Origin of the sequence: Aromatoleum buckelii, assembly GCF_012910785.2 — a bacterium.
Classification (GTDB): Bacteria; Pseudomonadota; Gammaproteobacteria; order Burkholderiales; family Rhodocyclaceae; genus Aromatoleum; species Aromatoleum buckelii.
The window spans coordinates 897,208-922,190 of sequence record NZ_WTVH02000010.1; the positions used below are offsets into that span (position 1 = coordinate 897,208).

15 protein-coding genes are annotated in these 24,983 nt (G+C 67.2%); 9 read left to right on the top strand and 6 right to left on the bottom strand.

All coding sequences use genetic code 11. The annotated features are described in order from the left end of the window. Positions 1–77: 77 nt before the first annotated feature. The 7 genes from GO608_RS14975 (at position 78) to GO608_RS15005 (ending at position 6,732) form a co-directional block, all read left to right on the top strand. Positions 78–2,978 carry a monovalent cation/H+ antiporter subunit A gene (locus GO608_RS14975; protein ID WP_169198191.1) on the top strand — a complete coding sequence of 967 codons (2,901 nt, stop codon included), beginning with the start codon at positions 78–80 and terminating at the stop codon, positions 2,976–2,978. Then, entirely contained in the window at positions 2,978–3,325 is a 348-nt protein-coding gene (locus tag GO608_RS14980) for a Na+/H+ antiporter subunit C (RefSeq protein ID WP_053419697.1), read from the top strand. The genes GO608_RS14975 and GO608_RS14980 overlap by 1 nt, the downstream gene beginning before the upstream one ends. A 64-nt stretch (positions 3,326–3,389) precedes the next feature. Continuing rightward, positions 3,390–5,012: a monovalent cation/H+ antiporter subunit D gene (locus GO608_RS14985; protein WP_169198190.1), complete on the top strand. Its 1,623-nt coding sequence runs from the start codon at positions 3,390–3,392 to the stop codon at positions 5,010–5,012. Next, a complete protein-coding gene (locus GO608_RS14990) occupies positions 5,009–5,491 on the top strand; it encodes a Na+/H+ antiporter subunit E (RefSeq protein ID WP_169198189.1) in 483 nt (160 codons plus the stop codon). Before GO608_RS14985 ends, GO608_RS14990 begins: the two co-directional genes overlap by 4 nt. Further along, positions 5,488–5,769, top strand: coding sequence for a K+/H+ antiporter subunit F (locus GO608_RS14995; protein WP_169198188.1), 282 nt, complete (start codon positions 5,488–5,490; stop codon positions 5,767–5,769). The genes GO608_RS14990 and GO608_RS14995 overlap by 4 nt, the downstream gene beginning before the upstream one ends. Further along, positions 5,766–6,077, top strand: coding sequence for a monovalent cation/H(+) antiporter subunit G (gene mnhG, locus GO608_RS15000; protein ID WP_169198187.1), 312 nt, complete (start codon positions 5,766–5,768; stop codon positions 6,075–6,077). The genes GO608_RS14995 and mnhG overlap by 4 nt, the downstream gene beginning before the upstream one ends. Before the next feature lie 94 nt (positions 6,078–6,171). Next, positions 6,172–6,732, top strand: a complete 561-nt coding sequence (locus tag GO608_RS15005) for a DUF2889 domain-containing protein (RefSeq protein WP_169198186.1) — start codon at positions 6,172–6,174, stop codon at positions 6,730–6,732. A 17-nt stretch (positions 6,733–6,749) separates the two neighbouring features. On the opposite strand, the gene putA is transcribed toward GO608_RS15005, so the two are convergent. Further along, positions 6,750–10,427 carry a trifunctional transcriptional regulator/proline dehydrogenase/L-glutamate gamma-semialdehyde dehydrogenase gene (putA, locus tag GO608_RS15010; protein WP_169198185.1) on the bottom strand — a complete coding sequence of 1,226 codons (3,678 nt, stop codon included), beginning with the start codon at positions 10,425–10,427 and terminating at the stop codon, positions 6,750–6,752. 386 nt (positions 10,428–10,813) lie between these two features. Here putA and GO608_RS15015 point away from each other — a divergent pair, with 386 nt between their 5' ends. Beyond that, positions 10,814–12,091 carry a phospholipase D-like domain-containing protein gene (locus tag GO608_RS15015; protein WP_211159334.1) on the top strand — a complete coding sequence of 426 codons (1,278 nt, stop codon included), beginning with the start codon at positions 10,814–10,816 and terminating at the stop codon, positions 12,089–12,091. Between the two features lie 93 nt (positions 12,092–12,184). On the opposite strand, the gene GO608_RS15020 is transcribed toward GO608_RS15015, so the two are convergent. The 3 genes from GO608_RS15020 to GO608_RS15030 form a co-directional block, all read right to left on the bottom strand. Then, positions 12,185–21,034: a GH36-type glycosyl hydrolase domain-containing protein gene (locus GO608_RS15020; protein WP_343316845.1), complete on the bottom strand. Its 8,850-nt coding sequence runs from the start codon at positions 21,032–21,034 to the stop codon at positions 12,185–12,187. A 92-nt stretch (positions 21,035–21,126) separates the two neighbouring features. Then, the gene (locus GO608_RS15025) at positions 21,127–21,441 is read right to left on the bottom strand and encodes a BON domain-containing protein (protein ID WP_169198184.1); all 315 of its coding nucleotides are present in this window, start codon (positions 21,439–21,441) and stop codon (positions 21,127–21,129) included. 218 nt (positions 21,442–21,659) lie between these two features. After that, complete coding sequence (locus GO608_RS15030) at positions 21,660–21,833, bottom strand: CsbD family protein (protein WP_169198183.1); 174 nt, start codon at positions 21,831–21,833, stop codon at positions 21,660–21,662. Positions 21,834–22,077: 244 nt separating this feature from the next. Here GO608_RS15030 and GO608_RS15035 point away from each other — a divergent pair, with 244 nt between their 5' ends. Further along, positions 22,078–22,806, top strand: a complete 729-nt coding sequence (locus tag GO608_RS15035) for an alpha/beta fold hydrolase (protein WP_169198182.1) — start codon at positions 22,078–22,080, stop codon at positions 22,804–22,806. A 26-nt stretch (positions 22,807–22,832) separates the two neighbouring features. Here GO608_RS15035 and GO608_RS15040 read toward each other — a convergent pair whose 3' ends face one another. Next, the gene (locus tag GO608_RS15040) at positions 22,833–23,534 is read right to left on the bottom strand and encodes a VIT1/CCC1 transporter family protein (RefSeq protein ID WP_169198181.1); all 702 of its coding nucleotides are present in this window, start codon (positions 23,532–23,534) and stop codon (positions 22,833–22,835) included. A 54-nt stretch (positions 23,535–23,588) separates the two neighbouring features. After that, complete coding sequence (locus tag GO608_RS15045) at positions 23,589–24,923, bottom strand: Crp/Fnr family transcriptional regulator (RefSeq protein WP_169198180.1); 1,335 nt, start codon at positions 24,921–24,923, stop codon at positions 23,589–23,591. Between the last annotated feature and the right edge of the window lie 60 nt (positions 24,924–24,983).

Consider the following 24,983-nt stretch of genomic DNA (forward strand, 5'->3'; position numbering starts at 1 on the left):
TCCGGCGATAACGCCTTTTAGCATCACGGCATGCTGGCTCGCCGAGACCCGCAATTACGGGTTAGCATTGGAGCAAAATGACTCTGCTCCTGATCATACTGCTGCCGTTCGCCGGCAGCCTGTGCGCCGCCTTCCTCCCGTCGAACGCCCGAAACGCCGAAGCATGGCTCGCCGGGCTGGTTGCGCTCGCGACGACCCTGCTGACTGCGAGCCTGTACCCGCAGGTCGCCGACGGGGGTGTCGTCCGTGCGTCGCTGCCGTGGGCGCCGGAACTGGGGCTGAGCTTCTCGCTGCGGCTCGACGGCTTCGCGTGGCTGTTCGCGATGCTGGTCGTCGCGATGGGGACGCTCGTCGTCGTGTATGCGCGCTATTACATGTCGCCGGCCGACCCGGTGCCGCGGTTCTTCTCCTTTTTTCTCGCGTTCATGGGCGCGATGCTCGGCGTGGTGCTGTCGGGCAACCTGATCCAGATGACGATGTTCTGGGAGCTGACGAGCCTCGCCTCGTTCATGCTCATCGCGTACTGGCATCACCGCGTGGACGCTCGACGGGGGGCGCGCATGGCGCTCACCGTCACGGCCGCGGGCGGACTTTCGTTGCTTGGCGGCGTGCTCCTGCTCGGCCACATGGTCGGAAGCTACGACCTGGACGTCGTGCTCGATTCGGGTGCGGTGATCCGGTCCCATCCCTGGTATCCGGCAGTGCTCGCGCTGATCGCGTTCGGCGCCCTGACGAAGAGCGCGCAGTTCCCGTTCCATTTCTGGCTGCCGCACGCGATGGCGGCGCCGACGCCGGTTTCGGCCTATCTGCACTCGGCGACGATGGTCAAGGCGGGGGTGTTCCTGCTGGCGCGGCTGTGGCCCGTCCTCTCCGGGACCGACGCATGGTTCTGGATCGTCGGCGGCGCCGGACTGTTCTCGCTGGTGATCGGCGCCTACCTGGCGATGTTCCAGGAGGACATGAAAGGCGTGCTCGCGTACTCGACGATCAGCCATCTCGGCCTCATCACGCTGCTCCTCGGCATGAACACGCAACTGGCGCTGGTCGCCGCGGTGTTCCACATCGTCAATCATGCCGCGTTCAAGGCTTCGCTGTTCATGGCCGCGGGCATCGTCGACCACGAGACCGGCACGCGCAACCTGAAGCGCCTGTCCGGCCTTTACCGGGCGATGCCGCTCACCGCGACGCTGGCGTTCGTCGCCGCCGCGTCGATGGCCGGCGTGCCGCTGCTCAACGGCTTCCTGTCGAAGGAGATGTTCTTCTCCGAAACCGTATTCCTGCAGCGCCCCGACGTGCAGCGGATCGGGCTGCCGCTCGCGGCGACGGTCGCGGGGATGTTCAGCGTTGGCTATTCGCTGCGCTTCATCGCCGAGGTTTTCCTCGGGCCCAAGACGACCGACCTGCCGCGCGCGCCGCAGGAACCGACGCGCTGGATGCTGCTGCCTAGCGCGCTGCTGGTGCTGATGTGCCTGCTCATCGGAGTTTTTCCCGCGCAAACTGTCGGCCCATTCCTGAAGACGGCGACGACGGCGATCCTCGGCGCCGACGCGCCCGCTTACAGCCTCGCGGTGTGGCACGGGTTCAACCTGCCGGTGCTGATGAGCTTCAGCGCGCTCGCCGGGGGAATCCTGCTGTACGTTCTGCTGTGGCGCTATCCGGCGATCCGCGCGCCGCTGCTCGGCCGCTTCGACGGCAAGCGGGCGTTCGATCTGGCACAGACCGCGATCATGTCTGGTTCCGAGCGTGCGCTGCGTGCGCTGTCCTCGCGCCGCCTGCAGACGCAACTGCTGCTGGTGGTCGGAGTCGCGGTCGGCGGTGCGCTTTATCCGGCGCTGACCGCAGGCTGGTCGTGGGGCACGCGTCCGATCCTTCCTCCTCATCCGGCTTTCGTGCTGATGTGGGTCATCGGCGCAGCGTGCGCGGTCACCGCCGCATGGCAGGCCAAGCATCACCGCTTTGCGGCGCTGATCCTGTCCGGGGGCGCGGGGCTGGCGACGAGCCTGACCTTCGTCTGGTTCTCGGCGCCCGATCTCGCGCTCACGCAACTCACCGTCGAGGTCGTCACTGCGGTGCTGATCCTGCTCGGGCTGCGCTGGCTGCCGCGGCGCGACGAGCGCTTCCGCCTGGGCGAACGTGTGCCGCTGAGCACGCGCGTGCGCCGCGGCCGCGACACCCTCATCGCCACTGTGGCGGGACTCGGGCTCGCCGGTCTCGCCTATGCCATCCTGACTCGCCCTCCGACCGACGGCATCTCGCCGTTCTTCGTCGAACGGGCGCTGTCGGAGGGCGGCGGCCTGAACGTTGTTAACGTCATCCTCGTCGACTTCAGGGGGTTCGACACCTTCGGCGAAATCACCGTGCTCGGGATCGTCGCGCTGACCGTGTATGCGCTCCTGCGCCGCTTCCGCCCGGCGCCCGAGAGCGTCGCGCTGCCACGCCAGCAAAGCGAGCAGGACGGAGCGGACGGCGGCAGTGAAGAGCGGCTGCCGGACCCTGCCGCGCCCTTGCCGGACGGTTACCTGATGCTGCCGGCGGTGATCGTGCGACTGCTTCTGCCGCTGGCGACGCTGGTGTCGCTGTTCTTCCTGCTGCGTGGGCACAATGCGCCGGGCGGCGGCTTTGTCGGCGGGCTCGTGCTCGCGACCGCGGTGATCCTGCAGTACATCGTCGGCGGCACGGTATGGGTGGAGTCGCGGCTGCGCATCCATCCCCAATATTGGATCGCGACCGGGCTGCTTGCCGCGGGAACAGCCGGAGCCGGGGCGTGGCTTGCGACCGAGCCGTTCCTGTCGAACTTGTCCTGGCACGGCGAGCTGCCGCTGCTCGGTGAAATCCATCTGTCGACGGTGCTGCTGTTCGATCTCGGGGTCTACATGCTCGTCGTCGGAGCGACGGTGCTGATGCTCGTCGCGCTCGCGCACCAGTCGCTGCGCAGCCACCACCGCAAGGCGATGCTCGATCGCGGAGGATTCGTCTGATGGAAATCATCCTCGCACTGGCGATCGGGATCATGGGCGGCTCAGGCGTGTACCTGCTGCTGCGCCCCCGCACCTTCCAGGTCATCATCGGCCTGTCGCTGCTGGCGTACGCGGTGAACCTGTTCATTTTCAGCATGGGGCGGCTCAATCTCGGCCGCGCGCCGGTGATCGTGCCGTCCCACGGCAGCAACCCCGCGTTTTACGCCGATCCGCTGCCGCAGGCGCTGGTGCTGACGGCGATCGTCATCGGTTTCGCGACGACCGCGCTGTTCCTCGTCGTGCTGCTCGCGTCGCGCGGACTGACGGGCACCGACCACGTCGACGGGCGGGAGCCGGAGCAGGAATGACGAAGCCGATGCGTTCTGTCGCGATACCTCGCCCGGTCGACGGCCCCATCTGTGGAGCCCCGGCATGAGCGGCTGGCTGCAGCATCTGCCGATCCTGCCGGTCGTACTGCCGCTGTTCGCGGGAGCGGCGATGCTGCTGTTCGGGGAAACCCGGCGGCGGGCGCGCACGATTCTCGCGCTGACCTCGACGATCGCGCAGCTGGTCGTCGCGATCACGCTGCTGGGAATGAGCGGCGGACTGATCAGTGCGCCCTGGGGGAGCGACGTCGGCGTTTATGCGCTCGGCGATTGGGCCGCGCCGTTCGGCATCGTGCTGGTCGTCGACCGCCTGTCGGCGATCATGCTCACGCTGGGCGCGACGCTGGGACTCGCGACGCTCGTGTATTCGCTCGCACGGTGGGAGCGCGCCGGCGCGCATTTCCTGCCGCTTTCGCAGTTCCTGCTGATGGGGATCAGCGGCGCTTTCCTGACCGGCGATCTCTTCAACCTGTTCGTCTTTTTCGAAGTGCTGCTCGCCGCGTCGTACGGGCTCGTGCTGCACGGTTCGGGCGCGACACGGGTCAGGGCGGGACTGCATTACATCGTCGTCAATCTCGTCGCGTCGCTGCTTTTCCTGATTGCGGCGGCCCTCATCTACGGTGTCACCGGCACGCTCAACATCGCCGAACTGGCGTTGCGCATCCCGCTCCTCGTCGGGGACGAACGGGCGCTGGTCGACGCGGCCGCGGCGCTGCTCGGCGTCGTGTTCCTCGTCAAGGCGGGCGCCTGGCCGCTCAACTTCTGGTTGGTTCCGGCCTACGGGGCGGCAGCTGCGCCCGTGGCGGGCGTGTTCGCGATCCTGACGAAAGTCGGCGTGTATGCGCTGGTGCGCTTCGAAACGCTGCTCGGCGACGCTGCGCCGGCGCCGTTCGGTGGCGAATGGATGTTCTACACCGGCCTCGCGACGATCGCGACGGGGACGCTCGGAATGCTCGCCGCGCAGCAGCTGGACCGCCTCGCCGGCTGCACGGTGATCGTCTCGTCGGGAACGCTGCTGACGGCGTTCGGTTTCGACGGCTACGCGCTGACGGGCCCCGGCCTGTTCTATCTCGTCAGCTCCGTGCTCGCGAGCGCCGCGTTCTTCATGGTCATCGAAATGGCCGAACGCGGCCGGGCGATCGCCGCCGACCTCCTCGCGGTCAGCTTCGAAGCCTTCGGGCTCCAGGATCCCCAGGACCCGAGGCAGATCGAGAGCGTCGTCGGCTTTCCGATCCCGGCCGCAATGGCTTTCCTCGGCCTGGCTTTCGTCCTGTGTGCGGTGCTCGTGACGGGGCTGCCGCCGCTGTCGGGGTTCGTCGGGAAGTTCACGCTGCTCGCCGCGGCGATCGCTTTCGAGCCGGGGCCCGGCTCCAACGCCCCGCACCCCGGGCTGTTCATCGCCGCGCTGCTGCTCTCCGGCCTCGCCGGCGTGGTCGCGTTGTCGCGCATCGGGACGCGCATCTTCTGGAGCACCGAGCGCAGCGTGCCGCGGCTGCAATGGACCGAAGCCGTTCCCGTCACCGCGCTGCTGCTGCTGTGCGTCGCGCTCGCCGGCGGTGCGGGGCCGGCGATGACGTATTTCAATACCACCGCGCAATACCTCGAGGGCCGCGGCTACGTCGAGGCGGTGCTGCCGGGGATGACGGTGACGGAAGGCTTCGCGCGATGAGACGCAGGGTGCCGGTCCTGCCGGTCTTCCTCCTGGTGATGTGGCTGGCCCTCAACGGCAGCTTCGCGCCGGCGCAGATCGCGCTCGGCGTGTTGTTCGCAGGCCTGGTCACGCTCGCCGTCGCCGCCCTGCGTCCGGTGTTCGCGTGGCCGCGGCGCTTCGACGTCGCGGTTCGCCTGTTCGTCGTCGTCCTCGTCGATGTCATCCGCTCCAACATCGCGGTCGGCCGCATCATCCTCGGCGCGTCCAAGCGCCAGCCGCACGTCGGTTTCGTGAAGATTCCGCTCGAACTGCGCGATCCGCACGGACTCGCCGTGCTGGCGATGATCATTACCGGCTGCCCCGGCTCGGTGTGGGCGGGACACGACACGGAGAGCAACGTGTTGACGCTGCATATCCTCGATCTGCAGGACGAAGTCACGTGGATACGAACGGTCAAGCAGCGTTACGAACGACCTCTGATGGAGATCTTCGGATGAATCACGTCCTTCCGTGGGCGGTGTACTTCGCCCTGATGTGCGTTTCGGTCGCTATGGGATGCGCTACGATCCGCCTGCTGCGCGGCCCGCAGGCGCAGGACCGTGTGCTCGCCCTCGACACGCTGTACATCAGCGGCATGCTCGTCGTGCTCACGCTGGGGATCGGTTTCGGCTCGGGCATCTACTTCGACATCGCGCTGCTGATCGCGCTGTTCGGCTTCGTCGGCGCCACCGCGATGGCCAAGTTCCTGCTGCGCGGCGAGGTCATCGAGCCATGAACGCGATGAGCGTGCCATTGTGGGCGGCGCTCCCCGCAGCTGCGCTGCTGGTGGTCGGAGGCCTGTTGACGCTCGTCGGTTCGCTCGGACTGCTGCGGCTGCACGATTTCCACGCCCGCATCCACGCGCCGACGATGGGAAGCACGCTGGGTGCCGGCTGCATCCTGCTCGCCTCGATCCTGGTTTCGTCGGCGCTCGCGCAGCGGCCGGTGGTGCATGAACTGCTGATCGCGGTATTCGTCGTCCTCACTTCGCCGGTGACTGCGATGCTGCTGATGCGCGCCTCGCTCTACCGCCCGCGTGGATGAACAGCTCGCTGTCGATCTTCGCCCGCGGCCATTACCATTGACTTTTGCTATCGCGGTGACGAACGCCGCCGCCACCGCTCGGGAGGAAACCGGAATGCTTGGGGAATGCGAGCGCGAACTCGCGCATACGCGACAGATCACCTGCCGCGCCTATCGCCGCAAGGACGGCCTGTATGAAGTCGAAGCGACCGTCGCGGACGAGAAAGCGCAGGAGATGATTTTTCGCTCGCGCGAGCCGATCCGTCCCGGCGAACTGATCCATCACATGACGATCGCGTTCCTGATCGACCAGGATTTCACGATCCTCGACGTGGAGGCGCGGATGATGGCATCGCCGTGGCCGGTGTGTCCGGAAGCCGCTGCGGCTTATCGTCGCCTCATCGGGCTCCACATCGGCCCCGGATTCGGCCGGCAGGTGCGCGAGCGCGTCGGCGGCACGGAAGGATGCGCGCATCTGACCGATCTCATCACCCAGGTCGGCAACACTTATACGCAGGCCTCCTGGCCGGACCGCATCGCGCGCCAGATCGCCATCGATCCCGACCCGCGGCGCTGGCCAGATGCACGCGCCGTCGCGTTCGTCGGCGAATGCCTCGCATGGCGGCGCGACGGGGAGACGCTGCGCGGCGAATATCCGGAACTCGCCGACGAGTGAAACCGGGCTGACTGCCGTCAGGCGCCGAGCGCCATCAGGCTGGCATTGCCTCCGGCGGCGGCGGTGTTGATGCTGACGGTGCGCTCATGGACGAGCCGAGCCGGATCGTATTCGGGTTCGGGCTGCAACAGCGGCACGATCGGGCCGTCGCGTTCGGCGAGGCGCACGCGCCACGTATCGGCCTCTGCCGCAGAGCCGTCGAGCAGCAGCGCGCCGAACGGGTGGTCTTCCCAGTCGCTGTCCAGCGTCACCGCTTTTCGCACCGGGTCCGGCAAGGCGTCGAACAGTGCGCGATGCACGGCATCATCCGCGAACACGATGCGATTGTCGCTCGCGAGCGCGGCGACGAGCTGGTGCAGACGCCCGACGGTCGTCGCGGCGACGCCGGCGACGAGGCCGCGCGGGACGAAACGCAGGCTGTTGTCTTCGCCGGTCGGACCGGGCAGCGCGAGGCCCAGGCCGGCGAGGCGCTTCGCGCGGCAGGCGGCGATCCGCTCGTGCAGGAATGCGTGGCCGATGTCGTCGACCAGCGTCCGCCCTGTGCCGTCGAGCCAGGCGACGAGGCAGCCGAACGCCTCGCTGTCGGGCAGCTGCTCGCGGCCATCCAGCGCTGGTCCCAGGCTGCGGCGCAGCAGGCGATGCACATACAGCGGGCCGCCCGCTTTCGGACCGGTGCCGGACAGACCTTCGCCGCCGAAAGGCTGCACGCCGACGACGGCGCCGATCATGTTGCGGTTGACGTAGAGGTTGCCGACGCAGGCGCGCGCGATCACCGCATCGATTGTCTCGTCGATGCGCGAATGCACGCCCATTGTCAGGCCGTAGCCGGTCGCGTTGATCGCGTCGAGGAGGCGGTTGAGCTCGTCAGCGCGGTAGCGCAGCACGTGCAGGATCGGCCCGAAGTGCTCGCCGCCGACATCACGGATGTCGCCGACCTCGATGATCGTCGGTGCGACGAAAGTGCCGCGGCTGCAGCGCTGCGGCAACGCAAGACGCGTGATTCGTGCGCCGTTCGCGTGCATCGCGGCGACGTGGCGCTCGAGCGCCGCCTGGGCGTCCACGTCGATGACCGGACCGATGTCGTTGCGCACGTCCGACGGGTCGCCGAGCCGCATTTCATCGAGCGCGCCGCGCAGCATCGCGAGCACGGCGTCGGCGACATCGTCCTGCAGGCACAGCACGCGCAGCGCCGAGCAGCGCTGGCCGGCGGAGTCGAAGGCCGACGCAATCGCGTCGCCGACAACCTGTTCGGCGAGCGCCGTGGAATCGACGATCATCGCGTTCTGCCCGCCGGTTTCGGCGATCAGCGGCACGTCGCCGCCGCGGCTGGCGAGCGTGCGATTGATCAGCGTGGCGACTTCGACCGAGCCGGTGAACAGCACGCCGCGCACGCGCGGGTCGGCCACCAGCGCTGCGCCGACGGTCTCGCCGCGGCCGGGGAGCAACTGCAGGACGGCCGCGGGCACGCCGGCTTCGCGGAACAGGGCCACTGCCGCGTTAGCGATCAGCGGGGTCTGTTCAGCCGGTTTGGCGAGCACCGGGTTGCCTGCGGCGAGCGCCGCCGCGATCTGGCCGGTGAAAATTGCCAGCGGGAAATTCCACGGGCTGATGCACAGCACCGGTCCGAGCGCGGCATGGCTCGCGTTGTCGAAGTCGCGCACCCGGGCGGCGTAGTAGCGGCAGAAATCGACGGCCTCGCGCACTTCCGCGAGGGCATTGGCCCATGACTTGCCCGCTTCGCGGACCGCCAGCGCGACGAGCTCGTCCGTGTCGCGCTCGATCAGCTCGGCAGCGCGTTCGAGGCAGGCGGCGCGTGCCGCCGGAGCCCGCATCGCCCAGCCCGGCGCGGCGCCGGATGCCGCCGCGAGCGCCCGTTCGACGTCGATCTCATCGGCGTGAACGACCATCCCGACGACGTCGGAGTGGTCCGCCGGATTGCGCACTGGGCGCAGGTTGTCGCGCGAGGCGGGGGATGCTGCACCGTTCGCGAGCAGTGGTCCGGCGCGGCGCACGACGCTGCGGCTGAGCTGCAGCGCAGCGCCGATGCGCTGCCGGACCGGCTCGCTCGCGAGGTCGTGGCCCGCCGAATTGCGCCGCTCGCTGCCGTACAGGTCGGCCGGCACCGGAATCCGCGGGTGAGGTGCGCCGGCGAGCGGCAACGCCTCCTCGACCGGATCGGCGACCAGCTCGTCGATGCTGACGTTTTCATCCACGATGCGATTGACGAAGCTCGAGTTCGCACCGTTTTCGAGCAGGCGCCGCACGAGGTACGCGAGCAGCGTCTCGTGGCTGCCGACGGGCGCATAAATGCGCACCCTGCGCCGCGAAGGGGCGTCGCCGACGACCTGGTCGTAGAGCGGCTCGCCCATGCCGTGCAGGCACTGGAACTCGTAGTCGCCGGCCGCGTAGTCGTCGCCCGCGAGCTGGAACACCGCCGAAAGCGTGTGGGCGTTGTGCGTCGCGAACTGCGGATAGAGGACGTCGCGTGCCGCGAGCAGCTGTCTGGCGCACGCGAGGTAAGCGACATCGGTGTAGAGCTTGCGCGTGAAAACGGGGTAGCCGGCGAGGCCTTCGACTTGGGTACGCTTGATTTCCGCATCCCAGTACGCGCCCTTGACGAGCCGCACCATCAGGCGCCGGCCGCTGCGCCGCGCGAGGTCGACGATCCAGTCGACCACCTGCGGAGCGCGTTTCTGGTATGCCTGCACGACGAAGCCCAAACCTTGCCACCCGGCGAGCTCGTCGTCGAGCGCGAGCGCTTCGAGCAGGTCGAGCGACAGGTCCAGACGGTCGGCTTCCTCGGCGTCGATGTTCAGGCCGATGTCGTAGTCCCTCGCCAGCACGCACAGCGATTTCAGCCGCCGCAGCAGCTCGGCGAGCACGCGCTCGCGCTGCGACCACACGTAGCGCGGATGCAGCGCCGACAGCTTGACTGAAATGCCGTCGCCGTCGACCACGCCACGGCCGGCCGACGCCGCGCCGATGGCGTGGATCGCCTGCTCGTAGCCGGCCAGGTAGCGCCGCGCGTCGGCCGCCGTCATCGCCGCCTCCCCGAGCATGTCGAACGAGTAACGATAGCCGCGCCGCCGCGCCGCCGCGCTGCGCTCGAGCGCCTCGGCGATGCTGCGGCCGGTGACGAACTGCTCGCCGAGCAGGCGCATCGCCAAGTCCATGCCGCGGCGGATCAGCGGTTCGCCGCCGCGCGCGAGCATCCGCGTGAGAGCGCTCGAAAGCCCTTGCTCGCTGCTCGTCCCCACCAGCCTGCCCGTCACCAGCAGTCCCCAGGTCGCAGCGTTGACGAACAGCGACGGGCTGTGGCCGAGGTGCGCGTGCCAGTCCCGGTGGCCGAGCTTGTCGCGGATCAGCCGGTCGGCAGTCCCGGAGTCCGGCACCCGGAGTAGCGCTTCGGCGAGACACATCAGCGCGACCCCTTCCTGGCTCGACAGCGAAAACTCCTTCATCAGCGCGTCGACGCCGCTGGAGCGAGTGCGCGTCGCCCGCAGTCCTGCGACCAGCTCGCGCGCCTGCACACGAATGCGCGCCTGCATTTCCGCATCGAGCCGCGCGGCGCGGATCAGCGGCGGCACGCACTCGGGTTCGGGCGTTCGCCAGACGGCGTCGATGCGCCGGCGCAGTTCGGAACGTGCGGCGGCGGGGAGGGCGGCAGTGGCGGGATCAGGGATTTCGGGCTTCATCGCGAGGAGGACTCCTGAAAGCGCGATCGGGCATTGAGGCTGCCGTTCGCGTACACATCCGGCCGTCACCCTGAGCCTGCGATCGAGCGCGGCGGGCCTGCGACGGGTGGACGGGATTCTTGCACGGTTGGACGGCCTCACGCACTGCCCTCCGCAAGGCCGAACCTCGCCTGCGGGCGCGACGGGAGCGTTTTGACAACCGAATGGTGCAGATTCAGTGCCGAGCCGCCCCCGCACCGGGCCCGAGAGGTCACTTCGGGTAAGCAGGCCTCACCTCGTCATGCGCTTCTGTGTTTCAATTTCCCACGTGGCGGGCAGAACGCGAGCCTGCCGCGTCGGACTGTCTGCTTCTCGCCGAAAAGGGCCTTTCGATGCCACGAAAATGGATGTCCAAACGCATGCTCTGGACTGCCGCGATCACGGCGGTGGGCACCGGAGTCGTGGCGTTGGTGGGGATGAACTTCTCCACGCCGGAAAAGAAGCTGGAACAGGTGCTCGCGCACCGCTTCCCCGTCGCCGCGCCGCAGTTCCGGCGCGAGATGTCGGTGCTGCTGGGGCCGCCGATCATCGCAGGCAACCGCGTCACCGCACTGCAGAACGGTGACGAGATATTCCCGGCGATGTTGCAGGCCATTCGTGGCGCCCGCACTTCGATCACGTTCGAGACGTACATCTACTGGTCCGGCGAAATCGGCAGGGAATTCTCCGATGCGCTGGCCGAGCGCGCGCAAGCCGGGATTCCGGTCCATGTCACGATCGACTGGGCGGGCAGCATCAAGATGGACGAGCGCCTGCTGCGGAAGATGGAGCAGGCCGGGGTGCGGGTCCATCGCTACCGGCCGTTGCACTGGTACTCGCTCGACCGGCTCAACAACCGTACGCACCGCAAGTTGCTGGTTGTCGACGGGCGCATCGGCTTTACCGGCGGCGTCGGGGTCGCGGACCAATGGCTCGGACACGCGCAGGATCCCGAACATTGGCGCGATTCCCATTACCGCGTCGAGGGCCCGGCCGTCGCGCAGATGCAGGCGGCGTTCAACGACAACTGGATCAAGACGACCGGCGAAGTGCTCAGCGGTCCGGCCTATTTCCCGGAGCTTTCCCCGGTCGGAGACGTGGCCGCGCACCTCTTCCTCGCGTCGCCGTCGGGCGGCAGCGAGAGCATGCACCTGATGTACATGATGGCGGTGACCGCGGCGAAACATTCGCTGGACCTCGCCGCGTCGTACTTCGTGCCGGACGCGCTGATCGTCAAGGCGCTGATCGCCGCCCGGGAACGCGGGGTGCGCGTCCGCGTCCTGCTCCCCGGCCCGTACATCGATTCGGAAGCAGTGCGGTTCGCGTCGAAAGCCGGATGGGGGCCGCTGCTGCAGGCCGGCATCGAGATCCACGAATACCAGCCGACGATGCTGCACACGAAGCTGCTGGTCGTCGACCGCGAGGTTGTGTCGGTCGGATCCACCAATTTCGACATCCGTTCGTTCCGCCTCAACGACGAGGCGAGCCTCAATCTATACGACCGGGCGTTCGCCGAGAAAATGATCGCGGTCTTCGAGTCCGATCTCGCGCAGGCGCAGGCCTACACGTATGAAATGTGGCAGCAGCGGCCGATGAAGGACAAGCTGATCGAGAAATTCGTGCTGCCGCTGAAGTCGCAGCTGTGACGGGCAGAGAAGGGACGAATTGCGCAAATGACGCGGCCGGGAACCTCGCGAGGCCAAGCGGTGCGCCGTCCGGCTGCAAGGGAAGGTCCGGACTTACCTCGCGCTGACGTTCACTTCGACCCGGTGCTCCTGCCGGTCATCGATGAGGGGGAACGTCCTGTCGAGTCGTTCGACGCCATCCACCGTAACGTACGTCACCCTGCTTTGGGCATCTTCGCCGGGACGCGATTGCGATACGGCGATGTGATAAACGGTTTCCCGATACCGATAGCGGATCGTGTACCCGGGCCAGTCGGCGGGCAGGCAGGGTGCCAAATGCAGCATCGCGCCGGCGAGCCGTAGGCCCAGCAGCGATTCGACGACCAACTGGTACATCCATCCGGCCGAGCCAGTGTACCAGCTCCAGCCTCCGCGGCCGAGGTGCGGCGCCACTGCGTAGACGTCGGCGGCGACGACATAGGGTTCCCCTTTGTAGGTCGCGATCCCCTCCGCGGATAGCGTGTGGTGTACGGGGTTGATCATCGTCAGCAACTCCCATGCACGCTCGCGTTCGCCCAATGCGGCCCAGGCCATTGCCGCCCAGATCGCGGCGTGGGTGTACTGCCCGCCGTTCTCGCGCACGCCCGGCACATAGCCGCGGATGTAGCCCGGATCGAGGGGCGACTTGTCGAAAGGCGGATCGAGAAGCTGCATGAGCGCGCAGTCGCGGCGCACGAGCCGCTCATCGACCGCTTTCATCGCCCGGTGCGAACGCCTCGCGTCGCCGGCCCCGGACAGCACGGACCAGCTCTGCGAGATCGAGTCGATGCGGCACTCCGCATTGGCCGCGGACCCAAGCGGCGTGCCGTCGTCGAACCACGCGCGCCGATACCACTCGCCATCCCACGCGTGCTGCTCGATGCTTTCACGCAGCTGCTCGCCTTCGGCGAGGCAGAGTTCGGCGAAAGAGGGGTCGCCCTGGGCGCGAGCGAGCGGGGCGAACTGCGCGAACACGGTGAACAGGAAGAAACCGAGCCAGACGCTTTCGCCCTTGCCCTGGATTCCGACGCGGTTCATGCCGTCGTTCCAGTCCCCCGAGCCGATCAGCGGCAAGCCGTGCTCGCCGAAACGCAGAGCGTGCCGGATCGCGCGCACACAGTGCTCGTACAGGCTCGCCACCTCGACGGAGCGGCCGGGCAGATCGTAGTAGGAGTCGTCCTCCGGGTTCACCGGACGGCCTTCGAGGAAATGCACGACTTCGTCCAGCACCGCGCTGTCCCCGGTGCTCGTCACATAGCGGCACACCGCGAGCGGCAGCCACAGGTAGTCGTCCGAACACCGCGTCCGCACGCCTCGGCCCGACGGCGGATGCCACCAGTGCTGTACATCGCCTTCCACGTACTGCCGACCTGCGCACAGCAGCAGGTGCGCACGCACGAGCGCGGGTTCGGCGTGCACCAGCGCCATGCTGTCCTGCAGCTGGTCGCGGAACCCGAACGCACCGCCCGACTGGTAGTAGCCGCTGCGGGCCCACATGCGACACGCGAGCGTCTGGTACACGAGCCAGCCGTTCGCCAGCACATCGAGCGACGGATCGGGTGTTTCGATCTGCACTGCACCGAGCGTATGGCGCCAGTACCGGTGCACCGCTTCGAGTGCGTCGCGTGCGGCAGGGGCGCCGCGGAAGCGCTGCACGAGCTCGCCGGCGTCGTCCAGATTGCGCCCGACGCCGAGCCGGAAGACGATCTCGCGCTCCTGCCCGTCAGCCAGATCGAAGCTCACCTGAAGTGCGCCGCACGGATCCAGCGCGGCGCCGAACTTGCCGGAAAGGCGCGAGCGGCTCATCGCGGCAGGATTTTGCAGGGTGCCGTTGCGCCCGAGGAATTCCGTGCGGTCGCCGCTCAGGTTGCGTGCCGGGTCATCCACGTCGAAGAAAGCGACCCGATCGCCGAACTCGGTGCTGTACGGATTTCGCGCATACAGCGCACCGCTGCGCGGATCGATTTCGGTGCTGACATGCATCGAGGATTTCGCGCGCAGGTCCCCGAGCACCCACTCGACGTAGCCGGTCGCCGACAGCCGGCGTGGCCGACCCGATTCGTTGCGGATTTTCAGCGCCGTGAATTTGACGGCCGCATCGCTGGCCACATACACCCACAGTTCGGAGCGGATGCCTTCGGCGCAGGTCTCGAAGACGCTGTAGCCGAACCCGTGCCGGATCACACAGGACACGTCAGCGCGCGCCGGCAGCGGCGTCGGCGACCAGAACCGGCCGCTCTCTTCGTCGCGCAGGTACAGCGCTTCGCCGCCCGAATCGCTCACCGGGTCGTTATGCCACGGCGTGAGACGGAATTCATGCGCGTTCTCGCTCCACGTGCAGGCGACGCCGCTCTCCGAGATCACCGTGCCGAAGTGCGAATTCGCGAGGACGTTCGCCCACGGCGCCGGTGTCACCCGACCGGGCGCAAGCGCAATGACGTATTCACGCCCGTCGGGGGTGAATCCGCCCAGGTCGTTGAACAGAATCAGATCGCGGTGTGGCTCTTCGTTGGTGGTTTTGGCGTCGGCGGTGGCCCCGGGCAGTGAGGATCGGCTCGGCACGAACTGGGGCGGGCGGGGTTCGACCGGCCCGCGACGGTCGAGTTGTTCGGCGAGCGTGCCGCAACGGTCGCTCAGAACGACGCGCGCGACCGACTGGAAGAGGATGCGGTCGTCGCTCGAGATCTGCTCGGCGGGCCGCACGAAGATGCCGCCCGGCCGGTCGATGACGCTCGCTTCGGTGCCCGAGGCGATCAGCCCCATGATCTGTTCCTGCAGCCGTTGCCGGTAACCGGCGTGGTCTTCGTTCCAGATCACGAGGTCCACCGCCAGCCCTTTCAGGCGCCAGTACGCGTGGGCCTGCACGAGTTGACGCACGAGCTCGATGTTGGCGGCGTCCGCGATCTGCAGCAGTACGATCGGCAGGTCGCCGGAGATCGCGTAACCCCACAGCCCGGACTGCCCGCGGCGATTCTTGACGAGCACGGCCGCATCGGGGCGCAGCGAGGCGTTGGCGTGGATCACGGAACTGGCGAGCCGGGCGTGAAGTTGCGAGTCGGCCTCGCTCGCGTTGAGCTGGCGCAGCACGACCTGGCTGTGAGTCCACGTCAGGTCGAAGACGCGGTCGGCCAGATGCCGGTCCTGGTATTTGTCGATGAGGCCCACCGCGATGTCGCGGCTCTCGCCGATGCCCGACACGATATCGATCGTCGCCGACTGTTCCGGATCGAGGGCCAGCACATAACGAATTGCAACGATCGGATCCAGCACCGAGCCGTCGGTGCCCGATAGCGGCCCCGCCTCGCTCAACGCCAGCGGGTCGGCGGCGCTTCGCGTACGGCCGATGAAGCGCGGACGGTCCGTCTCGTAGGACACTTCGCCGACCTCCGCGCCGTGCACCGCCATCAGGTGCAGCATCCACGGCGTCGGTTCGCCGGCGGAGCGGGGCCGGCGTGTGCACAGGATCGCGCGCCGCTCGCGCAGAATCTCGGTCTGCACGAAAAGATTGCTGAAGGCCGGATGAAGCGCATCCGCGTCCGGTGGCGCGATCACCACTTCGGCGTAACTCGTGACGTCGATCATCCGGCGCTGTTCGGATCGGTTCGTGATGCGCACTCGCCGCAGCTCGATGTCATCTTCCGGAGACACGACGATCTCGGTGTATGTCTCGAAATCGCCGTCGCCTGCGCCCGCCACATCGCGGCGCCGGAACTCGGCGCGCCCTTCGGAGAAAATCGCCTCGTAGCTGTCCGCTCGCCTGAGCGTCGGCTGATGGCCCGTCGACCAGAACTGGCCGCCCGGTCCGTTCGTGAGGTCGCGGATGTAGCAGAACGTGCCCCGGTTGTCGCAGGTGCCGTCTTCGCGCCAGCGCGTGACGGCGAGATCCTTCCAGCGGCTGTAGCCGCCCCCTGCGTTCGTGACCATCACGTGGTAGCGGCCGTTCGACAACAGCTGCACTTCGGGTATCGGCGTGTCGGGGCTGGTGAAGACGCGAATCTGCATTTCCGCGGCGACCGATGTCGCGCGTACGTCGGACAGCTGCGCGGTGTGTGAAAACAGAGCCGTCGCCTTGGGGATCCGTTCCTGCAGCAGCAGCATGACCGCCTGGAACAGCCGGTCCGACTCGAACCGGCGCTGCATCGGCCGATCAAGCACCAGGTAGGCGAGCGCCAGCAGGCTCATGCCTTGGTGATGGGCCATGAAGGCGCGCACGACGACGTGCGACTGGCCGCGTCGCTGCCGCGCCGGCGTGTAGTCGATCGCTTCGTAAAAGCCGAACTTCCCGAGAAACCCCTCGGCGGAGAGCCGCTGCAGATTCGCACAGGCCTGCTCGGGCGCGACCATCAGCGCGAGCACCGACGCATAGGGCGCGATGACGAGATCGTCGGCGAGCCCGCGCTTGAGTCCCAGGCCCGGCACGCCGAAGGCGCGGTACTGGTAGTTGAGATGCAGGTCGACGGTGTTGTAGCAGGATTCCGAGATGCCCCACGGCACACCGCGCTGGACCCCGTACTCGATCTGCCGCGCCACCGCAGCCTTGCACGTCTGGTCGAGCAGGGTGTTGTCGTACGTCGGCATCACGAGCAGCGGCATCAGGTACTCGAACATCGAGCCGCTCCACGACAGCAGAGCCGGTTCTCCGCCGGCGCCGATGAGCAGGCGCCCGAGTGCGAACCAGCTCTCCTGCGGCAGCTGTCCCTGCGCGATCGCGACGAAGCTGGATAATCGCGCTTCCGAGGCCAGCAGATCGTAGTAGCTCACGTCCACCCGGCATTCCGTGACGTTATAACCAATGGCCAGCAGGTGACGGGTTTTGTCGAACAGAAAGTCATAATCCATCTGCGCGAACTCGCCGCACTGCACCGCCAAGCGGTCGATCGCCGCGATCCTGTCGCGGGCGCGAGCGCTCCCGTCGGCGATGGACCGCTGCAGATCGCTGAGCCACGGGTGTTCTGCCGACCGGGCATGAAGCGGGGCCGCAAGGGCCGGCCCCAGCTCGGTGTCGAGCCGTGCGAGTCGCCGCAGCGTCAGGAGGCCGGGGAGGGCGACGAGCGCGGCAGAGGCGGAATCCGCTTCCAGGTCCGGCGGCGGCAGCGACAGCCACGGCGCAAGGTGGTCGAGTTCGTCGAGCGCGTCATTGCATTGCCGGACGAGTGCCCGCACCCATCCGTGGGCTTCGCTCTCGGGCACGGTGTCGTCGCCACCGACGGCGGGGCCCAGGGCCGTCACGAGCGCGGCGGTGCAGGAGGCGAGCCGCAGCAGCGTCGCGTGCGCTGCGGGGAGCGTGAGCGGCTGGCCGGCGGTCGCGGATGCCAGTTCGTTTCGGCACGCCGCGAGCCGGTCCGCGGCCATGCCGTCCGTCCCTTCCAGGGTTTGCACGAGGATCTCGAACGTGTCGCACAGGCCGTCGAACAGCCGTGCCGGCAGTATTGGATCATCGGCAAGGCTGAGCAGGCCTGCCCGCAAGGTCAGCAGGTGGCCGGCGAGGTTGCCGCTGTCCACGGTCGATATGTACAGCGGCAGCAGTGGCTGCAGCGTCTGCGTGTCGTACCAGTTGTAGAAATGGCCGCGGTGGCGCTCGAGGTCGTGCATCGTGCGCAGCGTGTTCGCCGTGCGTTCGACGAGCCGTCCTCCGGGGAGGTAGCCGAAATCGTACGCGGACAGGTTCGCCAGCAGCGCCAGGCCGATGTTGGTCGGCGAAGTGCGATGCGCGATCGCGGCAACGCGGTACTCCTGGAAATTGTCGGGCGGCAGCCAATGATCGTCCTCCCCGACGAAGTTGTCGAAGAACGCCCAGGTGCGTCGCGACAGCGCGCGCAGGAAGAGGGTTTGTCCGGCCGTCAGGCTCGGCTTGCGGCGAGCGAGCGGGCGGCTGATCCACCACGCGAGGGCTGGCGACGCAAACCATAGCAGCAGGACCGGTAATGCCACCACCAGCGCTTCCGGCCGCGACAGCGCGAGGTGGATCGCCATCATGACGGCGATCGCAGGGGCCACCCACATCGTGCGGATGGCCGCGGCGAGGGCGCCGCGGTCCCGGCCGGCCGATTCGCGATCGACTTCGCCCGACGGTTTCCATTCGAGCAGCCTCCGCTGCGTGACGGTCATCCGCCAGGCTGTGCGGGCGATTGCATCGAGGCTGAAGAAGGCCTCATACGGAAGGCAGGCCAGCTCGAAGCCGACCTGCATGAAGCGCCGCGCCGCTGAGCGTGCGACGGCTGCGACGTGCTGGCGCATCAGCACCTCGTCCGGCTTGCGGAACAGGTCGAGGACCACGGCGCACATCGACGGGATCAGCAGGATACCGATCACCGCCATCGTCCATAGCCCTGGCGACGACAACAGTGCCCATCCGGTCAGCAACAGCAGGGTCAGTGCTGCCGGGACGAGGCTGCGGCGCATGTTGTCGGCGAGCTTCCACTGCGACAGCATCGTCAGGGGGTTCGTCTGGCGCGCGCCTTCACCCGGCACACGCCGCAGCAACCACCCCGCCAGCTGCCAGTCCCCCCGAATCCAGCGGTGACGGCGGCTCACGTCGGCGCCGTAACGGGCAGGATAGTCCTCGTACACCTGCACATCGCTCAGCAGACCGGCGCGCGCGTAGCAGCCTTCGAGAAGATCGTGGCTGAGGATGCGATTGTCGGGAAAGCAGCCGTCGAGCGCCTGCTCGAACGCATCGACGTCGTAGATTCCCTTGCCAATGAACGAACCTTCGCCGAACACGTCCTGATAAACATCCGACACGGCACGGGTGTACGGATCGATGCCCGGCTCGCCGCCGTACAGACGCGCATAGCGCGAGCGGTTCGTCCCCGGCAGGCTGACCGACACGCGCGGTTGCAGGATAGCGTAGCCTTCGCACACCCGGCGCTTGGCACTGTCATAGCGGGCGCGATTCAGCGGATGCGCCAGGGCGCTGACCAGTTGCCGCGCCGTGTCGCGCGGCAACTGCGTATCGGTGTCGAGCGTGATGACATACTTCACGCCCGACAGGACCGAGATGCCGCCGACGACGAGCGCGAAGCGATGTTCCGCGGCGCCGCGCTCCTGGGTCCGCAACAGGGCGTTCAAGTCTGCGAGCTTGCCGCGCTTGCGCTCATGCCCCATCCAGACGCGTTCCTGCGGGTTCCATCGCCGCGGGCGATGGAAGAGGAAGAAAATGTCGTCCCGGGGGTGGCCCTCGTCTCGGCCGTATTTCTCGTTCAGCTCGTCGATCCTCGTCCCGGCCAGCTGCATCAGCGGGGCATCCTCCGGGAGCGATTCCTGGTCCGCGTCGAGAAAGTCCGTCAACAGGCCGAAGTGCAGGCTGGGATCGCGGTTCGCCAGAAACCTGACTTCGAGCGCCTCGACGAGATCCTCGATGTTCGAGGCACTCGTCAGCATCGTTGGCACCACGACGAGCGTGCGGGAGTGCGGCGGGATCCCTTTGGAGTAGTCGATTCTGGGCAGGGGATGCGGCGCAGCCAGCAGCGTCGCGAGCCAGTTCACCAGCGCGACCGACAACTGGCTCACGGCGAGCAGCGAAACGGCACCGACCGCGAGCAGCATCCAGACGGATAGTCCGGACTCCGACGCCTGCGACAGCAGCCACCCGGTCACGAGCAGCGTGATCAACGCGATCGTGCCGAGATACGGAATCAATGGCCTCCGCTTTGCAATTCTGCCCAACGCCTCGAGGGCGGGTAGCCGAACGTCGGCTGCCCGCTCGAGCTCAGCCATACCCTTGTCAATGAGATAGAAACCGACATGAGCTGCACGATCGGCGCTCCCGCTGTCGGCACTCCTCGCCGCGGCCTCAGCCAGTTCGACGGCCTTGCGGGCGACCTCGCGTTCGGCCAAGCGGCCTTTGCGCGCGATCGCTTCCGTTGCGTGGCGGTAGCGATCGCGGGTTGCGAAATCCATCTGCCCATAGACGCCGGCCGGGTCCTCCAGCAGTGTCTGCTCGACGACGCTCAGGCTCTCGACGAACTCGCGCCAGTCGATCGCCCCCAGGGCGCGGAGGCTGCCGATGCTGTTGCTGACCGACACTTGGTCGGCGGCCTGCTGCTGGTTCTCCGACTGCACCGACTGGTCGATCGTCAGTCCCGATTCGGCGAGGCGCTGCTCGATCCACGTCAGGGGTAGGGCCAGGGCGGGGCCGCGCCCTTGCAGGCGGCGCGCCAACTCGGCGACAAACGCGCTGCCCATCGGCGGGTTGGAGCGCGCCATGTCCGCAATCACCAGGATCAGGCTCTTCGGATCCTTTTCCGCAGTCTCCGTCATGCGGTCCGCCCAGGAACCGGCCAGGTCGCGCTCTTCCCATGCGGCTGCGATCCGCGTGCCGACGCGACGGAGGTTCTCGATCAATGCCAGCCGCAGCATGATCGGAATCGCCCACAACTCGCCGAGCTTCAGGGGCGAGACAGTCTGGTAGGCCGCGACGAAACGGCCGAGACTTTCGGTATCCACGCGACCGTCGCCGTGCGCGACCGTCTCCAGCGCGATGTCATAGACGCGGGGCCGTCCGGCCGACCGCCCCGCTCGTGCCTCATCGAGGCGGGGCAGCTCCCGGCTGTAGTCTTTCGGCAGATGCCGCTTGGCGGTGTGGATCTGCTCTTCGATGAGATAGAAATTGTCGAGCAGCCATTCGGCGGCCGGCGTACTCCGATGGTTCTCGCTGACCGCGGCGGTCAGCAGGCGGCACACGCCGACCAAGGCATTTTCGTTCGCCGCCAGCCGATCGAGGAGCTGATCCGGCGCCCGTCCCGAAGCCAGACGATGCGAGGCAGCGAGCGCCTTGCCGTGCTGCTCCATCTGATCGGCGCTGAACAACTCCGATCGCAGCGGGGGCTCCTCCGCCGGGGGGACGCGCGGCCGGCTCCTGCCGGGGAGCCCTGCCTTCAACTGCTGCAGCGTCGCGGCGAGATCGTCACGCCGTGCCTGCACCTGTGCCGCCAGGGAGATTCGAACGAATGGCAGCGGACCGTCGCGACCGCTCCCGAACGTGACATCGGGTGGGAGGCCACGGCCCACTTTCCTCACTTGACCCGCATGTCGTTCTTGACTGATTTCACGCCGCTTACGCCCCGTGCGATCTCGACTGCCTTGTTGATGTCCGCCTGCGAGGCGACGAACCCGCTCAGTTGCACGACGCCCTTGAAGGTTTCGACGTTGATCTCTGCGACTTTCAGTGTCGGCTCATTGAGGATCGCCGCCTTCACCTTGGTCGTGATGACCGTGTCATCGATGTATTCGCCGGTCCCTTCCTGCTTCGCCGTCGAGGAACAGCCCACTGCGGTGATCAGCGCGATGGCGAGGAAGAACGCGGAAAAATACTTGCCGAGCTGTGTCATGAGTGATTCTCCAGAGGTGCATCAAAAAGCGTTCTTGCTTGTTGTTTATTTCTTCTCGACTCCGGCTTCCTATCGAGAGGCATTTCTTGCCGGTCGGTTGGCACCGCTGCATCACGTCTCCCGGCGTGAGTGAATGGGCGAGGCGACAGTCGCGGCAGGGTTTGCCGCTGCCCCATCGCCTTCGCGAGAAACTGGTCTGCCCCGCAGGGCAGCGATCATCAGACGTTCTTGATGTCTTCCTTGATATCCCCGTAGCCGGACTGGACTTTGCCGACAACTTTCTCGGCCTTGCCCTTTTCTTCGAGGCTCTTGTTGCCGACGACCTTGCCGGTCACTTCCTTGACGGTGCCTTCCACTGTTTTCACTCGACCTTTGACCTGATCCTTGTTCATGTCTTGCTCCCGTGATTCGGTTGAACATTGCCCAGGGCGCCGTGTCGCATCTGCGGCATCCGGCTCAACAAGGATGCGTGCGATGCAATTTGCAGTCTGTACGGCAGCGCACATTGAGCGTGTTGTCATTCCCGGCGGGAGAAACTGTGTGTGATGCCGCACTGATGCGGCTTGCCCGGGCGGCTAAACTTATTTCAGACGCAGGCGCGTCGGCTTGAGCAACAGATCGAGGAGAGGGACCGACATGGAAAAGATGAACCTGCTTTTGTTGCCCGGGCTGCTGAACGGGGCGAGCCTGTTCGAGCACCAGGCGGATGGGCTCGCGGACGTGGCCGGCATCACGATCGCGGACCTGACCGGTTCGGATTCGATGGCCGGACTTGCGGAAGATGCGCTGGCGCAAGCGCCCGAAGGTCCGTTCGTGCTCGCCGGGATGTCGATGGGCGGGTATGTCGCCTTCGAGATCCTGCGCCGGGCACCGCACCGCGTGCGTGCCCTGGCGCTGCTCAGCACGAGCGCGCGCCCCGACACTCCCGAAGCCACGAAGGCGCGCGAGGAGCTCATCGAACTTGGCGCCACCGATTTTCCAGCGGTCATCGAAAAACTGCTGGCGCGCATGGCGCACCCGGAGCATGCGAACACCCCCGAGGTGGGTGGCGTGTTCCAGTCGATGGCGACCGGGCTCGGGTACGACGTGTTCGTACGCCAGCAGCGCGCGATCATGGGCCGCGCGGACAGCCGGCCCACGCTCGCCGACATCGAATGCCCCACGCTGGTTTTGTGCGGTCAGGACGATCTCATCACGCCGCCGGACGTGCACCGTGAACTGGCGGCGGGGATTTCCGGGGCGCGGCTTCATGTCATCGAGGAATGCGGTCATCTCGTGCCGCTCGAGCAGCCCGAACAGGTCACCGGGCTGCTGCGCGACTGGCTGGGGGCGCTCGCGGTGCCGCCGAAGACGCCGGGAACCTGACGAGGGCCGGGGCGTCCGTCACCCACTCAAACGACGGCCCCGAACAGCGCGCCAACGCCGGCAGTGACCGCCATCGCGAGCGCGCCCCAGAACGTGACGCGCCACGCCCCTGTCAGCACGGAGGCGCCGCCGACGCGGGCGGCGACGGCCCCGAGCAGGGCGAGGAACGCGAGCGATGTCCCCGAAACCCACCCGATCAGGCCGTGCGCAGGGGCGAGCGCGGTTACCGCGAGCGGCAGCGCTGCCCCGACCGCGAAGCTCGCGGCCGACGACAGCGCGGCCTGCACCGGCCGTGCGCTGAGCCTTTCCGAAATTCCGAGTTCGTCACGCGCGTGGGCGCCGAGCGCGTCGTGTGCCATCAGCTGGTCGGCAACCTCGTGCGCGAGGCCCGGCTCGAGACCGCGCGCGATATAAATCGCGGCCAGCTCGCGGTGTTCCGCAATGGGCTGCCGCTCGAGCTCGACGCGCTCGCGCGACAGGTCGGCATTTTCCGCGTCGGCCTGCGAATGCACCGATACGTATTCGCCTGCGGCCATCGACATCGCTCCGGCCACCAGTCCGGCAACACCGGCCACGACCGCTGCTCCCTGACCTGACCCGGCAGCCGCGACCCCGACCACGAGACTGGCCGTCGACACGATGCCGTCGTTGGCCCCGAGCACGGCGGCACGCATCCAGCCGATCCGATCGGTGCGGTGACGTTCAGTGTGGCGGCGCGCGGACTTCATGATCGGCACTCCATGGGCGTCGATCCATACAGCATGGCTGCTACAGATGTGCCGTCAAGCCCGCGGTGAATATTCGAACCGTGCATGCCGAATGCGTTCACGCTCCTGCAGTGCTTTTTCGGCCCGCCTTTCGGCAGTGATATCGCTCACCACCATGCGGCATTCGCGGCCGGTTTCATCCGGGACAGCCTCGATCCGGACGATCGCTTCGGGGCGTTGGCTGCCGGCCGCCAGGACGATCTCGCATTTCTTCTTGCATTTTGCATCGAGCACGTCGCTGACGAAGCGGTTGAACTCCGGCAGGAACTCCGGCTTGACGGAAGCGGCAAAACGATGCCGCCCATGCTCGGAGCGCTTGATCCCGAGCAAGATCGCCCCGGCGAGATTGACATTCGTGATGACGCCGAGCGCATCCAGCGTGAAGTAGCCGACCGGGGCGAAGTCGTACATGTCGGCGCATTGCTTTCGCAGCGAATCGGCTTCGTCGTAAGCCTGACGAAGCTCCTGGTTGTGCAACTCCAGCTCGATCTGGTGCACCTGCAGTTCGTGCAGCAGGCGCTCCGTATCCCACGGCGCTCCCGGCAGGATGGGCCGGGCCTGCTTCAACCGGGCTTCGGCGCGCTTGCGCAGTGTGGCCGGATTCGGCCGTACGCGACACTTCGACCGGTGGGCCGGCAGCATCTGAAACAGACGGTCGCATTCCGACTTGACGGCGCCGTAGCATTCGCAGGCGCGCGCTTCCAGGCCGCGGCGATCGGTCACCGTGACATGCCCGCGGCGGTATTGAATCAGTCCGGCCCCCTGCAGTTTTCCGGCCGCCTCCGTGATGGCTTCGCGACGCACGCCCAGCATCCGGGCGATCATTTCGTGGGTGACATCGAGCTTGTTCCCGGGCAGCAGGTCGAGACTGAGGAGGAGCCAGCGGCACAGTTGCTGGTCGACCGTGTGGTGTCGATTGCAGACGGCACTCTGCGCCATCTGCGTCATCAGCGCCTGCGCGTACCACAGGGCGAGGCGCTGCAGGCTTCCTCCCTGATCGAGTTCCCAGCGCATGATTTCCGCGCGCAGGCGGTACGCACCCCCTGCGCTCTGAACCACGACCGCATGGGTCGTGGTGTCGCCGCCGAGCACCAGCGGGATGCCCACCAGACCGTCGTTGCCGGTCATCGCCAGTTCGGTCGACGCGCCGTTCTCCGTGGAGAAGATCAGCGAGGCGATGGACGTCGTCGGGAAAAAGACGAATTCCAGGCTGTCACCCGATTCATACAGGACTTCCCCCGTCGGAAAGGTCACGAGTTCCAGATCGTCCACCAGCCGGGCATATTCGGTCACCGGAAGAGTTGCCAGAACCCGGTTCTGCCTCGGATTGTGGGTCAGCGTATCGGGCATTGCGCGGTCCTCATATCGTCAAGCTGCCGGTTCACAGGCTTGCGATCCGGCCCTTGTGCT

What these genes read in the sequence shown, in the direction of transcription:
- GO608_RS15040 (WP_169198181.1), bottom strand. Translation starts at nt 23,534, where the DNA reads ATGAAGTCCGCGCGCCGCCACACTGAACGTCACCGCACCGATCGGATC.
- putA (WP_169198185.1), bottom strand. Translation starts at nt 10,427, where the DNA reads ATGAAGCCCGAAATCCCTGATCCCGCCACTGCCGCCCTCCCCGCCGCC.
- GO608_RS14995 (WP_169198188.1), top strand. Translation starts at nt 5,488, where the DNA reads ATGAATCACGTCCTTCCGTGGGCGGTGTACTTCGCCCTGATGTGCGTT.
- GO608_RS14990 (WP_169198189.1), top strand. Translation starts at nt 5,009, where the DNA reads ATGAGACGCAGGGTGCCGGTCCTGCCGGTCTTCCTCCTGGTGATGTGG.
- GO608_RS14985 (WP_169198190.1), top strand. Translation starts at nt 3,390, where the DNA reads ATGAGCGGCTGGCTGCAGCATCTGCCGATCCTGCCGGTCGTACTGCCG.
- GO608_RS15030 (WP_169198183.1), bottom strand. Translation starts at nt 21,833, where the DNA reads ATGAACAAGGATCAGGTCAAAGGTCGAGTGAAAACAGTGGAAGGCACC.
- GO608_RS15025 (WP_169198184.1), bottom strand. Translation starts at nt 21,441, where the DNA reads ATGACACAGCTCGGCAAGTATTTTTCCGCGTTCTTCCTCGCCATCGCG.
- GO608_RS15005 (WP_169198186.1), top strand. Translation starts at nt 6,172, where the DNA reads ATGCTTGGGGAATGCGAGCGCGAACTCGCGCATACGCGACAGATCACC.
- GO608_RS15015 (WP_211159334.1), top strand. Translation starts at nt 10,814, where the DNA reads ATGTCCAAACGCATGCTCTGGACTGCCGCGATCACGGCGGTGGGCACC.
- GO608_RS15045 (WP_169198180.1), bottom strand. Translation starts at nt 24,923, where the DNA reads ATGCCCGATACGCTGACCCACAATCCGAGGCAGAACCGGGTTCTGGCA.
- GO608_RS14975 (WP_169198191.1), top strand. Translation starts at nt 78, where the DNA reads ATGACTCTGCTCCTGATCATACTGCTGCCGTTCGCCGGCAGCCTGTGC.
- GO608_RS14980 (WP_053419697.1), top strand. Translation starts at nt 2,978, where the DNA reads ATGGAAATCATCCTCGCACTGGCGATCGGGATCATGGGCGGCTCAGGC.
- mnhG (WP_169198187.1), top strand. Translation starts at nt 5,766, where the DNA reads ATGAACGCGATGAGCGTGCCATTGTGGGCGGCGCTCCCCGCAGCTGCG.
- GO608_RS15035 (WP_169198182.1), top strand. Translation starts at nt 22,078, where the DNA reads ATGGAAAAGATGAACCTGCTTTTGTTGCCCGGGCTGCTGAACGGGGCG.